Raw genomic sequence first — 14,004 nt, 5'->3', positions numbered from 1 at the left:
GCAGCATGGATCTTCATGGCAAAAGTAGAATTCCTGCTTCAGGCAGTCACCAGGCACAATCACGCGGATCATCTCAATAAGCTGTTCCGGCAAGGCTGCGAGGAGGCCATCATCAGCGTAGCCTTTGCCCGTACCCAGGGTGTGCAGGCGATCTACCAGGCCATCGCCGCAGCCGGTCCGAAAGCCAGCGTGTTCGTCGGCATCCGCAATGACATCACTTCCTATCAGGCGCTGGAACTGCTGCTGTCGGCCGGCGTCAACGTGTATGCGGTCGATACCGGCTCGCGCAGCACGATTTTCCATCCCAAGATTTTCATCATCAGGCACGGGAAGCAAGCCGGCATCGTGGCCGGCAGCGCCAATCTCACGTTCGGCGGACTGCACAACAACATCGAAGCCAGTTCCCTGATTAGCCTGAATCTGGCGGACGCGGAGGATCAGCGCTTCTACGCCGACGCGTGCGGCGCGTTCCAGACAATGGTTGCCGGCTTCCCGGACCACGTGATCCCGGTTACGGACGCAGCGACCGTCAAGGCGCTGTTCGACACTGGCCGGCTAAGTGACGAAACCATCAAGCCGGCCAATCCGGACACCGCCAAGGCGCAGCCGGCGGGCGGCGCGCTGGATCCGATGCCGCTGCATCGCAGCTTCCCTTCAGCCGGCGATTTCTACCGCGTCTGGCAGAGCAACGAGCTGAAGGAGCGCGACCTGAATGTGCCATCGGGCGGCAACACCAATCCAACCGGGTCCATGTACTGGAAAAAAGGCGCGTACGAAATCGACCAGCGCCACTATTTTCGCGACAACGTGTTTGCCGGCCTGGACTGGGAAGTCGATGCCAGATTGCCGCACTATGAGCGCACCAGCGCCCGCTTCCATCTGTATGCGGCCGGCGAGTTCAAGGGCACGTTCGAGCTCAAGCTCTCGCACAATACCAACACGGAATCGACCACTTACAAGCAAAGCAATTCGATGACGCAGGTCAGCTGGGGCGACGCCAAGCCTGTCGTTGCCCGGCGCAGCCTGCTGGGGCGCATCATGCACCTCTACCGCAAGGACAGCGCGCCGCCCGAGTACATGATCGAAATCGATTAATCCTCTTCGGCCTCGCTGATGCGCTGGCGGCGGTTTTTCAGGCGCAGCCACGCATCCAGCAGCATCTTCTGCTGCTGCGCCGTCACGCCCAGCGCGCCGAGGATGATCCTGGTCTGCTTCTCCAGCACCCGCTGGGCACTCTCTTCCCGGATCAAGCCGTCGAGCTCGCTGAGGTCGAACGCGTTCAGCGCCTTCGGCAGCACGATTTGCAGCGCTTCGATTTCCGACGGCACCAGTTCCAGCACGCCGCCGCCGTAGTGACGGCCCTCCAGCTCCGCGCTCAAGGCGGTCAGCGCGTTGCCGAAGCAGTACACCAGCTTGCGCTCGTCGATACCGTCCTTGATCGAGATGCGATACGCCGTGTCCGTGGTGTACGCGCCCAGCTCGTTGAAGATCAGCTTGGGCGTGTCATGGCTGCGCTTGAGCATGCCGATTTTGCTGGCCCGCACCGACGGCACCGTGTACCACGGACTGCGGATGCGGCACTTGTAGCGCGTGTGCAGCCTCTGCGCCTCGCCGGTCTTGATGTATTCCCGCACCCGCTTCGGCAGGGTATCCACCGCGTCGCGTATCCAGATGAAATTGGTCGGACTGCCCTTGCTGGCGTTGGCGCGGTGCTGGGCTTCGTTGTAGATGATGCCAGGGCAATGCTCGCTGCGGCCGAACATCGGGAAGGCGTACTTGCCCAGTTCGTACTCCGCCACCGTCTGGTCCGCCACCAGAAAGAACTTGTTGGCGCCGGTGACGATGCCCACGTCCACATCGGCAATCTGCTCGAAGGTGTGGACTTGCTCGTTGTCGCACAGCTGCTTGAACAGCGTGCGCTCCTCCTTGGTCAGCAAGGCGTGGGTCCACTTGCCCTCCACCGTTTCACCGTTGATGCGCGCCACCGAATCGAACAACTGCCCCGGATCGGCCTGCATGAACTCCTTGCCCACCACCTTGTGGATGCCGACGCCGTCCGAATGCTGCTCGCGCTCCAGCTTCTTTTCCGCGAACAGGATCACCGCGCCTTGCAGCGTGCCTTCGAACCAGATTTCCTCCGGATCGATAATCAGCAAGCGGCTGCACTGCTCGCCCAGATAGGTGCGCAGCGATTGCGCGTGCATCACATGGATGATTTCCGACGGCAGGATCATGCCCAGCCGGCCGCCCGGCTTGAGCAGCGCCAGCGAGGCCAGCACGAACGGCACCCAGGCATTGGTGTGCTTGGTGAATTTCAGGCGCAGCATCTTGAAGATGAGCTCGGCCTTTTCCTGCGCTTCCGGCGGCAGGTACTGGTAGCGGATGAACGGCGGGTTGCCGACCACGCCATCGAACAGCGGCACGCCGGCGATCATCTTGCGGATCGCCCAGTCGAGGAAATCGCCATGCGCCACCTGCGCCTTGACGCCGAGGTCAGCGCAGCGCCGCACGGTTTTCTGATATTCCTCGTCCAGCAGCTCGAAGGCGGTCAACTCCACCTTGCGGCCGGGGTCGACGCTGGCCAGCGCCTGCGCGAAGATGCCGTCGCCGCAGCTGGGCTCCAGGATGCTGCCGGGCGCGGCGGCGTTCACCCATTTCAAAATGTATGTCGCCAAATCTTCCGGCGTGTAGTACCCACCTCGAAGCTTTTGTTCGCTTTCGTTCTCAATGAAATTCATTTATCTTGCTTTACCTGATCCGAGGGTGGGGCCTAAAACACAGCATTATAACTTGCCGGCATCCTCATCCAGCTTGCGCAGGAAAGCCATCTTGTCGGCGATCTTGGTCTCCAGGCCGCGCGGCACCGGCTGGTACCAGCCCGGCTCGCGCATGTCGTCAGGGAAGTAGGTCTCGCCGGCCGCGTAGGCGTGCGGCTCGTCGTGGGCATAGCGGTACTCGTGGCCGTAGCCGAGTTCTTTCATCAGCTTGGTCGGTGCGTTGCGCAGGTGGACCGGCACTTCGCGCGACTTGTCCTTGCGTACAAACGCCATCGCTTGGTTGAAGGCGTTGTAGCCGGCGTTGCTCTTGGCGGCGATGGCCAGGTAGATCACCGCCTGCCCCAATGCCAGCTCGCCTTCCGGCGAACCGAGGCGCTCGAAGGTGGCGGCGGCGTCGTTGGCGATCTGCATGGCGCGCGGATCGGCCAGGCCGATGTCTTCCCACGCCATGCGCACGATGCGGCGCGACAGGTAGCGCGCGTCGGCGCCGCCGTCCAGCATGCGGCACAGCCAGTACAGGGCCGCGTCCGGATTGGAACCGCGCACCGATTTGTGCAGGGCCGAGATCTGGTCGTAGAAGTTGTCGCCGCCCTTGTCGAAGCGGCGCGCGTTCAGCGTCAGCGCGTTCTGGATGAACTCGGCCGTGATCTTGTTGGTCTTGGCCGCGTTGGCGGCGGTGCTGGTGACTTCCAGCAGGTTCAGCAGGCGACGGCCGTCGCCGTCGGCATAGCCGATCAGGGTGTTGATGGCGGCCTCGTCGAACTCCAGATGGGTCAGCACCTTGGCGCGCGCGCGCTCGACCATCTGGCGCAGCTCGCCCTCGTCGAACGATTTCAGCACGTAGACCTGCGAGCGCGACAGCAGCGCCGAGTTGACCTCGAACGACGGGTTTTCGGTGGTGGCGCCGATCAGGGTTACGAGGCCGGATTCGGCGTACGGCAGCAAGGCGTCCTGCTGCGATTTGTTGAAGCGGTGGATCTCGTCGACAAACAGGATGGTGTGCTTGCCCATGTCCAGATTGTGCTGGGCCTGCTCCATGGCGGCGCGGATATCCTTCACGCCCGAGAACACGGCCGACAGGGCGATGAACTCGCAGTCGTAGGCCTTGGCGGTCAGGCGCGCCAGCGTGGTCTTGCCGACGCCCGGCGGCCCCCACAAAATCATCGAATGCGGCTGGCCCGACTCGAACGCCAGGCGCAAGGGCTTGCCCGGCCCCAGCAGGTGGCGCTGGCCGATCACATCATCAAGCGTCTTGGGCCGCAGGGCTTCGGCCAGCGGCTGGCGCGGTTCGGTGGAAAATAAATCTGCCATGGTCTGAAATGGAAAAACGCCGCAGCGTCGCAGCTGCGGCGTCAGGGTCCGTCACTACGTCTGTCAATTATTGAATACGTCCGCGCCCTTCGGCATGACGAATTTAAAACTCGCGGCATTCAGCGCCGGATTTTTCTCGATGCCCTTGAACCACAGCACCGACGACTGGCCGAAGCTGTCCTTCAACTCCATGGTGAACGGCAAGCCGTCTTTCATGCTGATGACGATGTCCTCGAACGAGCTATCCTTGTTCTTCGGCACGGCGCGCAGCATCTCGACGCCATCCTTGCTGCCGGCCTCGCTCAGCGTGAAGTTTTTCTCCAGGTCGTTGCTGCCGAACAGGATGGCGGCCGGCGAGGAACCCAGCGCATCGCCCAGCTTCTTCACGGTGACCTGGTTCAGGTCCTTGTCATAGATGTAGAGCTTGTCACCATCGGCTTGCAGCACCTGCTCGTACGGCTTGAGGTAAGTCCAGATGAATTTGCCGGGACGGGCAAACACGAAGGTGCCAGTGGCCGGGGTCGACACCTTCGGCTTGTCGCCGTTGGTGTTCTTCACCTGACGCTGGGTGAACTCGCCCTTGGCGGCCTTGGTCGAGGCCACGAAGGATTTGAACTGCTCCAGCGCGCTGGCATGGGCCGCGCCCGCCAGCAACAAGCCGGCGCCCAGCAGGGCCAGCGATTTAAAACGCGTCATAAGCTTCCTTTATTCAGCACTGGCAGCCGGCACGAGAATGTCGCGGTTGCCGTTCGATTGCATGGCCGAGACCACGCCGCTATTTTCCATTTGTTCCAGCAGGCGCGCCGCGCGGTTGTAGCCGATGCGCAGATGGCGCTGCACCAGCGAGATCGAGGCGCGGCGGTTCTTGAGCACCACCTGCACCGCCTGATCGTACATCGGATCGGCCTCGCCACCGCCCTCGCCCGCAGCCGCGCCTTCGCCGCCACCGCCCTCGCCTTCCAGCGTGCCGCCTTCCAGGATGCCGTCGATGTAGTCCGGCTCGCCGGTGGTCTTCAAGTGCTTGACCACGCGGTGCACCTCATCGTCCGACACGAAGGCGCCGTGCACGCGGACCGGCAGGCCGGTGCCCGGCGGCATGTACAGCATGTCGCCCATGCCCAGCAGTGTTTCCGCGCCCATCTGGTCCAGAATGGTACGCGAGTCGATTTTCGACGACACCTGGAACGCGATACGGGTCGGGATGTTGGCCTTGATCAGGCCGGTAATCACGTCCACAGATGGGCGCTGAGTCGCCAGAATCAAGTGCAGGCCGGCCGCACGGGCTTTCTGCGCGATACGGGCGATCAACTCTTCCACCTTCTTGCCGACCACCATCATCAGGTCGGCCAGCTCGTCGATGATGATGACGATGGTCGGCAGTTTGTCCAGCGGCTCCGGCGAATCCGGCGTCAGGCTGAACGGATTCGGGATGTGTTCCTCGCGCTTTTTGGCTTCGGCGATCTTGGCGTTGTAGCCGGCCAGGTTACGCACGCCCAGCTTGGACATCAGCTTGTAGCGGCGTTCCATCTCGTTCACCGCCCAGTTCAGCGCGTGGCCAGCCTGGCGCATGTCGGTCACCACCGGCGCCAGCAGGTGCGGGATGCCTTCGTACACCGACATCTCCAGCATCTTCGGATCGATCAGGATCATGCGCACGTCTTTCGGATCGGCCTTGTACAGCAGCGACAGGATGGTGGCGTTGATACCCACCGACTTGCCGGAGCCGGTGGTACCCGCCACCAGCAGGTGCGGCATCTTGGCCAGGTCCGCCACCACCGGCTTGCCGGCGATGTCCTTGCCCAGCGCCACGGTCAGCGGCGAGGCGTTGTCGTTGTAGACCTTGGAGCCGACGATCTCGCTCAGGCGCACGATCTGGCGCTTCGGATTCGGCAGCTCCAGCGCCATGTAGTTCTTGCCGGGGATGGTTTCGACCACGCGGATCGAGGTCAGCGACAGCGAACGCGCCAGGTCGCGCGCCAGATTGACGATCTGGCTGCCCTTGACGCCGGTGGCCGGCTCGATCTCGTAACGCGTCACCACCGGGCCCGGATAGGCCGCCACCACCTTGGCCTCGACGCCAAAGTCCGACAGCTTCTTCTCGATCAGGCGGCTGGTGAATTCCAGCGTTTCGATGGAAATGGTTTCCTGCGTTTCGACCGCCTCGTCCAGCAGCGACAGCGCCGGCAGCGCCTCGTCGCCGCTGGCGCGCGGCAGGTCGGTGAACAGGCTGGCCTGACGCTCCTTCTCGACGCGCTCGGACTTGACCACCGTGGTCACCTGCGGCTCGACCTTGATCGGCGGCGCCGCCACCGGATGCTTTTCCACATGCTTGGCGCGCTCGTGCACCACCACTTCCTCGCGCTTGACGGCCGCCACTTCGCCCTGGCGGCGGTCTTCGCGGTACTGGTAACGCTGGACAAACCAGTCGATGGCATTCTCGATGGCGCCGCCGATGCGCTCGGCCACCGCCATCCACGACACATGGAAGAACAGGCTGAATCCCAGCCCGAACAGCAGCAACAGCAGCAAGGTGGCGCCGGTGAAGCCAAACGCCACATGCGCCGAATGGCCGACCATCTTGCCCATCACGCCGCCCGGGATGAGCGGCAACTGAGCATGGCCGGTCAGGGTGCGCAGGCGCAGGTATTCCAGCCCGACGCTGCCGATGAACAGCAGCACGAAACCGATGATGCGGATCAGGCCCTCCTGCTCGTGCTCCGGTTCCGGTTCGGCGGACAGCACGTATTTCTGCGTCAGCCCGCGATAGCCCTTCCACACCAGCCGCAGCAGGCAAAACGCCAGCCACCAGGCCGACAGGCCAAAAATATACAGCAGCAGATCCGACAACCAGGCGCCGGTCGCGCCGCCAAGGTTATGCAGGCTGGCCACCTTGGTTTCGTGCGACCAGCCGGGATCGAGCTTGTGATAACTGGCCAGGATCAGGACAAAATACACGCCCAGCACGGCCAGCGCCAGCCAGCGCGCTTCGGACAGCAGCCGTACCAGCCGGTTGGGCAGGGGCTGGCGTTCGGTCGGCGTGCGGGTATAGCCGGAGGCGGCGGGGGCGCTCACTTTTTGCGTGCGTTCCTGAACTTTTTTACTACTCATAGGTATTAAGGTGTTGCAATGTTGGCGGTCAGGAAATATTCATATAAGGGTATTCTAAGGCATAAGGACAACGTCCGGCCCCACGATTCGTCCTGATTCCCTGCTTGCACTATAATCTTGTATTGCTTGCGCAATTGCAATAGCGGCATGCCCTTGCCGCCCTTGCTTGCGCCCCCACATTCGGATTAATCCAACATATTTAAGAAGCCCTACCATGACCACTGCTAAACATGCTCGCGTATTGATCCTCGGCTCCGGCCCAGCCGGCTACAGCGCCGCCATCTACGCCGCCCGCGCCAATCTGAAGCCGATGCTGGTGACCGGCGTCGAGCAAGGCGGTCAGCTGATGACCACCACCGACGTGGAAAACTGGCCTGCCGACCCGATGGGCGTGCAAGGCCCGGACCTGATGCAGCGTTTCCTGCAACACGCCGAGCGTTTCAACACCGAGATCGTGTTTGACCACATCCACACCGTCAAACTGCAAGAAAAACCGATCCGCCTGATCGGCGACAGCCACGAATACACCTGCGACACCCTGATCATCGCCACCGGCGCCTCGGCCCAGTACCTGGGCCTGCCGTCGGAGCAGGCCTTCATGGGCAAGGGCGTGTCGGCCTGCGCCACCTGCGACGGCTTCTTCTACCGCGGCCAGCAGGTTGCGGTGGTCGGCGGCGGCAACACCGCGGTCGAGGAGGCGCTGTACCTGTCCAACATCGCCACCAAGGTCACCCTGATCCACCGCCGCGACAAGTTCCGCGCCGAGGCGATCCTGATCGACCGCCTGAACGCCAAGGTCGCCGAAGGCAAGATCGAGATCAAGTACAACCACACCCTGCACGAAGTGGTGGGCGACGACGGCGGCGTGACCGGCGTGAAGATCCAGTCGACCGACACCGGCGCCATCACCGACGTCTCGGTGCACGGCCTGTTCATCGCGATTGGCCACAAGCCGAACACCGGCATCTTCGAAGGCCAGCTGGAAATGCACAACGGCTACATCAAGACCAAAACCGGCACCGAAGGCATGGCCACCGCCACCAGTGTGCCGGGCGTGTTTGCCGCCGGCGACGTGCAGGACCACATCTACCGCCAGGCCATCACCAGCGCCGGCACCGGTTGCATGGCGGCACTGGACGCCCAGCGTTACCTGGAAGGTCAGGAGTAATCGCAATGAAAGACTTCGCAGACCTGAAATCCCTGGGCAAGCAGCTCAGGGAACAGGCTGAGGCGCGCGCCGTCGTCGAGAAGGAGCGCGTCAAACAGGAAAAGCAGCAGGCGGTGGAGGCCAACATCTTCCAGACCGCGCTGGGCGGCGTGAAGCGCATGCCGGCGTCGGACCGCTACGTGCCGCCTTCGGTGCCCCAATCGGTGGCCCCGGCCGCCGCGCCCAAGCGCAAGCTGACGCAGGCCGAGGACGATGCGCTGGTGTTGCAGGAATCGCTGTCCGACCTGTTTGAAGTCGACCATTATCTGGAGGACGATCCGGCGCTGAACTACTCGGCGCCGGGCGTCGGTCCGGACGTGATGAAGAAAATGCGCAAGGGTCACTGGCAGGTGCAGGACGAGCTGGACCTGCATGGCATGAACCGCGACCAGGCGCGCGATGCGCTGGGCGCCTTCCTGACCAAGGCGCAACAGCGCAACCACCGCTGCGTGTGCGTGATCCATGGCCGGGGCTTCGGCTCGCGCGGCCAGGAACCGGTGCTGAAATCCATGGTGCACAGCTGGCTGGTGCAAAAAGGCGTGGTCGCCTTCTGCCAGGCCCGCAACCACGAAGGCGGCGAAGGCGCCCTGATCGTCCTGTTGCGCGCCGCCCTGCAAGCTTCGCGCTAATCCCCTACCCGCCGCGCGGCGGCCATGTTAACCTATGGACATTGCAACCTTGTCCATACAACTACATGAAGAGCGTCCCGATTCCGCATGTTTCCCTGATCACCGTCATTGAAGTGGTGGCGATACTGGTGGGCGCGCTATCGGGCTTTGTGGAAGCGCGCCGCAAGCGCATGGACATCGTCGGCGTGTTCACCGTGGCCTTCATCGCCGCGTTTGGCGGCGGCACGCTGCGCGACATCCTGCTCGACAAGCGGCCGCTGTTCTGGGTCGACCACCAGGGCTACGCCATCCTGATCTTCATCCTGGCGCTGCTGGCGACGCCGCTGATGCGCACCGTCAAACAGATTATCTCGGACCGCGTGATCGTGATCGCCGACGCGGTCGGCCTCGGCCTGTTTACCGTGGCTGGCGTGGCGCAGGCGCAAACCGCCCACATGCCGATCTTCATCGCCTCCATGATGGGCGTCATCACCGGCATCTTCGGCGGCGTGCTGCGCGACATCGTCTGCAACGAAGTGCCGATGGTTTTCCGCGACGGCAAACCCTACGCCATCTGCGCCTTCTTCGGCGCCTGGCTCTACATCGGCCTGCAATACACCGACGTCTCCGACGACGCCGCGCTGTGGTGCAGCGCCGCCTTCATCACCATCACGCGGCTGGTGACCTGGAAATTCGAACTGCACCTGCGCAGCCACCATTAGACCGCTGCGACGGAACTCAGCAGACAATACCCTGTCTAATGCGAGGTGAAGATAAACAGTTCCGAGACCCAAAATGCTCCCCATTAACCTTGATGACCTGCTGTCTCAACGCACGGTGGAAGGTGAGCGAATCGAATACAAGGCAGGCTGGAATCCTGATGCCATCTTGCGCACACTCTGCGCGTTCGCGAACGATTTCGAAAATCTCGGTGGTGGCTATGTCGTGATAGGACAGAACTGCGACAACAATGGGAAGCCAATTTTTCCTCCTGTTGGTCTGGCCGACGGACAGTTGGACAAGATTCAACGAGAGCTACTCGCCGCCTGCCAGCTAATCCAGCCTCCGTACTTCCCTCTGCTACTCGTAGAAATAGTCGAAGGTCGTCAGCTAATTGTGCTGCACGCGCCAGGTGGCATGAACCGTCCTTATAAAGCTCCCTCCTCGGTGACGGCTAAACACAAAATCTGGCATTACTATATCCGCCGCTACAGCAGCACAGTAGAGGCCCGCGGCGAAACAGAGCGGGAGTTACTAAACTTGACTGCCGATGTGCCATGGGATGACCGCCTCGCACAACGAGCAACGTTAAGCGATTTATCTCGTCCTTTGATGATGGCCTATTTACAGGAAGTGAGCAGTAAGCTAGCCGACGACGCGCCGTCACTTACTCTCGAAGCGTTAGGTCGGCAAATGAACGTGATAGGCGGTCCGCCAGAGTCCCCTTGGCCCAAGAATGCAGGTCTGTTGTTCTTCAATACCGCTCCAGATCAGTTCTTTCCTTACGCCCAGATTGACGTAGTTTGGTTCACGCCAATCGAGCAGAGGCGACACGGGTCTGGAATTTTCCATACGCTGCAGTGGAAGAAGCTCTGGTCAACGCCGTATATCATCGTTCATACGAGGAGCGCGAGCCGATCGAAGTACGTATCAGCCACGATGAACTAACGGTACTGAGCGTCCCCGGTCCTGACCGATCAATACGACTGGCCGATTTTCAAGCCGGCTGCGCGATCAGTCGGCGCTATCGGAACAGGCGTATTGGCGAGTTCCTCAAAGAATTGGATTTGACGGAAGGGCGTTCCACTGGGGTGCCAAAAATCTTCAAAGCCATGGCCCGCAATGGCTCGCCACCACCGCTATTTGAAACTGACGACGGCCGTAGTGCTTTTTTAACCCGCCTGCCAGTACACCCTCTTGCAATGGCGCCAGAGGCAACCGGGGAAGTTACCGGGGAAGTTACCGGGGAAGTTACCGGGGAAGTTACCGGGGAAGTTACCGGGGAAGTTGAGCGGCTGCTGCTTATTATGACCGACGAGATGACACGCAAGCAGATCCAAGAGATTTTGCTGCTTAAACATGAAGAGCATTTCCGTGATGCTTATCTTGTGCCAGCACTTGAAAGCGGCATGGTTGAAATGACACTCCCCGATAAACCAAGAAGCAGCAAACAACGGTACCGCTTGACCATCAAAGGCAAGCAATGGACAAAGCTACATGCCATCTCAGTTAAAGCCTGAATGCTTAACCGGGTGTACTCTCGACGAAAGCCTTCAGTCTGCCAAGGCGGCGCTCCCATTCCTGGCCGATGCGCGCCAGCGCGTGCTGGGCCTCGGCGATGGCGTCGGGTTCCAGTTGCCACAGGCGCTCGCGGCCTCGTTTGATGTCGCCCACCACGCCGGCGTCGGCCAGCACTTGCAGGTGTTTGGTGACGGCCTGGCGGCTGATGTCGGTGCCGGCCGTCAGCTGGGCGATCGAGAAGGCGCCGCCGGCGCACAGCACGGCCACTAGCTTGAGCCGCGTGGGGTCGCCCAGCGCGGCAAAGACGGTGGCCATTTTTTCTGACACCAGGGCTTTATTGGACGACATACCGGGCGATGTTTTGCAGTTGGGCTTCCCAGCCTTTGCTGTTCATGTGGAAGGCGTCAACACGGCGGTGGGCCGGCACTTTGTCGAAGCCCGATTCCACCACGGTCAGCAAGGTGCCGCCGTCGTCGCTGGGTTGCAAGGTGAAGGTCACCAGCGTGCATTCTTCGCCAGAGTAATCGACGTGCGGGTCGATGGCATACGGATGCCAGCGGTAGGACAGCAAGGACGGCGCCTCCACCCGCTCGATCCAGGCGTTGAAGATGACGTGCTCGAAGCCCGATATCGTGATCGGCCCGCGCGCGTGATGGCCCGGCGTGAACGGTTCCCCCTCCAGCTGGACGCCGAACCAGGCGCCGAATGCCTGCGGGGTCGACAGCGCGCGCCAGACGCGCTCGGCCGGTGCCTTGATGACGATGCTGCGTTCAATCTGATCGGTGCTCATGCTTCATGCCTCCACAGTGGCGAGTTGATAGGGCGTGCCGCGCCCGGTTGTGGCGTATTGTCGCAGGCTTTCCAGAAAGTGGCGCCAGCCTCGATCGCACATGTCGTAACACGCCAGCGCGGGCAGCAGGCCGACGTGTTCAAAATCAACCTGTGTGCCCTCTTCTTCACCATGCAAATGGAACATGATGCGGGTGCCTACCCACTCGTCGGTGCTGCGGTTCGCGCCCGGCGTGGCGGTGCACAGCCAGCGCACTTCCCGTCCCGGCTGGGCGGATTCAACGCGGAAGTCTTTGTGGTGCGCGCCGAAGCGCATGTGGATGGTGTCGCCGTCGATGTCGCAATCTTCGCTCCACCAGCCGCGCAGGCCGTTCAGCGTGGTCAGCGCGGCGTACACGGCGGCGGGGCTGGCGTCAATCAGGATGGAATGCTGGAAATGCTGCATGATGATCTCCTCGCGGTTAAATGCAACCATATGGTTGCAAGATCATCTTAGGCCCAAAAACGGAAAAGAGCAACCGAATGATTGCTCTTTTGCTGTTTCAGTCAGCCACGGTGCCAGCGGCCGGAACACCATAGCGGTCGGCCTGCACCGCGCCGCTGACGCCGTGCGTGCGGACATCCGCCGTGATCGGCAACATTTCCTTGTCCCAGGTCTCCCATTGCGCCTTCAGCTTGGCGAACACTTCCGGATGGCGCTTGGCGAGGTTGGCGCGTTCGCGCTGGTCCTTCACCACATCGAACAGGAACTCGTTCTTGCCGATCTTCAGGTATTTCCAGTTGCCGGCGCGGATGGCGCGTTGGGCGTTGGCCTTGTAGCGCCACAGCAGCGTGCGCTCGTTGTTGGCCGCCTGCCCCAGCAGCACCGGCAGCAGGTTCTGGCCATCGGTCGGGTATTGCGGATCGGGCGCGCCGCCGGCTGCGGCCAGCAGGGTCGGCAGCCAGTCCATGGAGATCGCCACCTGCTCGCTCACCTGCCCTGCCTTGACCTTGGCCGGCCAGCGCAGGATGGCCGGCACGCGGATGCCGCCCTCCAGCAGCTCGGTTTTCTGGCCGGTCAGCGGCCAGGTTTTCGAGAAGCGCTCACCGCCGTTGTCGCTGGTGAAGATGACGATGGTGTTGTCCGCCAGCCCTTGCTTCTCCAGCGCCGCCAGCACGCGGCCGATCGACGCATCCAGCGATTCGACCATGCGGCCATAGGTCGCCAGGTCGCCGCCGTCGTAGTGGAAGATGTTGTCGATGTCGCGCGACACGGCTTCATCGCCCGGACCTTCCCACGGCCAATGCGGCGCGGTGTAGTGCAGCGACAGCAGGAAAGGCTTGCCGGCCTGCTGCTTGTTGACGAAGTCCACCGCGCGCGCGCCCAGCAGATCAGTGTAGTAGCCGATCTGATGCACAGGCACTTCGCCTTCGTACAAGTCTTCCTTCACCTGAGGGCCGACGCCCGGCTTGTGGGTGAAATAGTCGATGGCACCGCCGTAGTTGCCGAAGAAGCTGTCGTAGCCGCTTTTCAAGGGGCCGAAGGTCGGCAGGTAGCCCAAATGCCACTTGCCGATCAGCGCCGTGCCATAGCCCTGCTTCTTCAACAGCGAGGGCAAGGTCGGATGCGACGGCGGCAAGCCGATGGTGTCCGACGCGCCGGCAATCGGCTCCTCCAGCCCGCCGCGCAGGCGGTACTGGTAGCGGCCGGTGATCAGTGCAAAGCGCGTGGCCGAGCACACCGCCGAGTTGGCGTAAGCCTGGGTGAAGCGGATGCCTTGCGCCGCCAGCTTGTCGAGGTGCGGCGTCCTGATATCGGTCTGGCCGTACACGCCAAGGTCGGCGTGGCCGAGGTCGTCGGCCAGGATGAAGATAATGTTCGGCTGATCCTTGCCAGCCGCCAGCGCGGACGGCAGGTAGTTGGCCAGCGCCAGCGCAGGCAGCGACTGAAGGATGCGGCGACGGGTGTTATTTGTCATGCTCG

Annotated in this window: 14 protein-coding genes; 6 read left to right on the top strand and 8 right to left on the bottom strand. The window is 62.2% G+C overall.

What is annotated here, in order from left to right:
• Nucleotides 1–15: 15 nt before the first annotated feature.
• Nucleotides 16–1,095: a phospholipase D-like domain-containing protein gene (locus GM676_RS13800; RefSeq protein WP_170304293.1), complete on the top strand. Its 1,080-nt coding sequence runs from the start codon at nt 16–18 to the stop codon at nt 1,093–1,095.
• Here the strand turns inward: GM676_RS13800 and GM676_RS13795 are convergent.
• The 4 genes from GM676_RS13795 to GM676_RS13780 all read right to left on the bottom strand — a co-directional run bounded on the left by GM676_RS13795 (nt 1,092) and on the right by GM676_RS13780 (nt 7,196).
• Entirely contained in the window at nt 1,092–2,738 is a 1,647-nt protein-coding gene (locus tag GM676_RS13795; RefSeq protein ID WP_155464182.1) for an Eco57I restriction-modification methylase domain-containing protein, read from the bottom strand. The two genes, GM676_RS13800 and GM676_RS13795, sit on opposite strands and share 4 nt — an antisense overlap.
• Nucleotides 2,739–2,783: 45 nt before the next feature.
• On the bottom strand, nt 2,784–4,088 hold the full coding sequence (locus GM676_RS13790) for a replication-associated recombination protein A (RefSeq protein ID WP_155464181.1): 1,305 nt from the start codon (nt 4,086–4,088) through the stop codon (nt 2,784–2,786).
• A 63-nt stretch (nt 4,089–4,151) separates the two neighbouring features.
• Nucleotides 4,152–4,784, bottom strand: coding sequence for an outer membrane lipoprotein chaperone LolA (gene lolA / locus GM676_RS13785; RefSeq protein ID WP_155464180.1), 633 nt, complete (start codon nt 4,782–4,784; stop codon nt 4,152–4,154).
• Nucleotides 4,785–4,793: 9 nt separating this feature from the next.
• Complete coding sequence (locus GM676_RS13780; protein WP_155464179.1) at nt 4,794–7,196, bottom strand: DNA translocase FtsK; 2,403 nt, start codon at nt 7,194–7,196, stop codon at nt 4,794–4,796.
• 214 nt (nt 7,197–7,410) lie between these two features.
• On the opposite strand from GM676_RS13780, the gene trxB reads away from it, so the two are divergent.
• The 5 genes from trxB to GM676_RS31835 all read left to right on the top strand — a co-directional run bounded on the left by trxB (nt 7,411) and on the right by GM676_RS31835 (nt 11,251).
• Entirely contained in the window at nt 7,411–8,364 is a 954-nt protein-coding gene (gene trxB, locus GM676_RS13775) for a thioredoxin-disulfide reductase (RefSeq protein WP_155464178.1), read from the top strand.
• 5 nt (nt 8,365–8,369) lie between these two features.
• Nucleotides 8,370–9,032 (top strand): Smr/MutS family protein, encoded by a 663-nt coding sequence (locus GM676_RS13770; RefSeq protein ID WP_155464177.1) that lies wholly within the window; start codon nt 8,370–8,372, stop codon nt 9,030–9,032.
• Nucleotides 9,033–9,097: 65 nt separating this feature from the next.
• Complete coding sequence (locus GM676_RS13765) at nt 9,098–9,733, top strand: trimeric intracellular cation channel family protein (RefSeq protein WP_155464176.1); 636 nt, start codon at nt 9,098–9,100, stop codon at nt 9,731–9,733.
• 73 nt (nt 9,734–9,806) lie between these two features.
• Nucleotides 9,807–10,679, top strand: a complete 873-nt coding sequence (locus tag GM676_RS31840; RefSeq protein ID WP_211923226.1) for an AlbA family DNA-binding domain-containing protein — start codon at nt 9,807–9,809, stop codon at nt 10,677–10,679.
• Nucleotides 10,592–11,251: a Fic family protein gene (locus GM676_RS31835; RefSeq protein WP_211923225.1), complete on the top strand. Its 660-nt coding sequence runs from the start codon at nt 10,592–10,594 to the stop codon at nt 11,249–11,251. The genes GM676_RS31840 and GM676_RS31835 overlap by 88 nt, the downstream gene beginning before the upstream one ends.
• Before the next feature lie 4 nt (nt 11,252–11,255).
• Here the strand turns inward: GM676_RS31835 and GM676_RS13755 are convergent, their stop codons facing one another.
• The 4 genes from GM676_RS13755 to GM676_RS13740 all read right to left on the bottom strand — a co-directional run bounded on the left by GM676_RS13755 (nt 11,256) and on the right by GM676_RS13740 (nt 13,999).
• Nucleotides 11,256–11,567 (bottom strand): ArsR/SmtB family transcription factor, encoded by a 312-nt coding sequence (locus GM676_RS13755; RefSeq protein ID WP_229262674.1) that lies wholly within the window; start codon nt 11,565–11,567, stop codon nt 11,256–11,258.
• A gap of 19 nt (nt 11,568–11,586) precedes the next feature.
• The gene (locus GM676_RS13750; protein WP_155464174.1) at nt 11,587–12,042 is read right to left on the bottom strand and encodes an SRPBCC family protein; all 456 of its coding nucleotides are present in this window, start codon (nt 12,040–12,042) and stop codon (nt 11,587–11,589) included.
• Between the two features lie 3 nt (nt 12,043–12,045).
• Complete coding sequence (locus GM676_RS13745) at nt 12,046–12,486, bottom strand: SRPBCC family protein (protein ID WP_170304292.1); 441 nt, start codon at nt 12,484–12,486, stop codon at nt 12,046–12,048.
• A gap of 97 nt (nt 12,487–12,583) precedes the next feature.
• Nucleotides 12,584–13,999, bottom strand: coding sequence for a sulfatase family protein (locus GM676_RS13740; RefSeq protein ID WP_229262673.1), 1,416 nt, complete (start codon nt 13,997–13,999; stop codon nt 12,584–12,586).
• Between the last annotated feature and the right edge of the window lie 5 nt (nt 14,000–14,004).

The sequence above is a fragment of the Duganella radicis genome (genome assembly GCF_009720825.1).
Lineage (GTDB): Bacteria > Pseudomonadota > Gammaproteobacteria > Burkholderiales > Burkholderiaceae_D > Rugamonas > Rugamonas radicis.
Note: the sequence above shows the minus strand (reverse complement) of the source record. Positions and strands in the feature narration are given on the sequence as shown.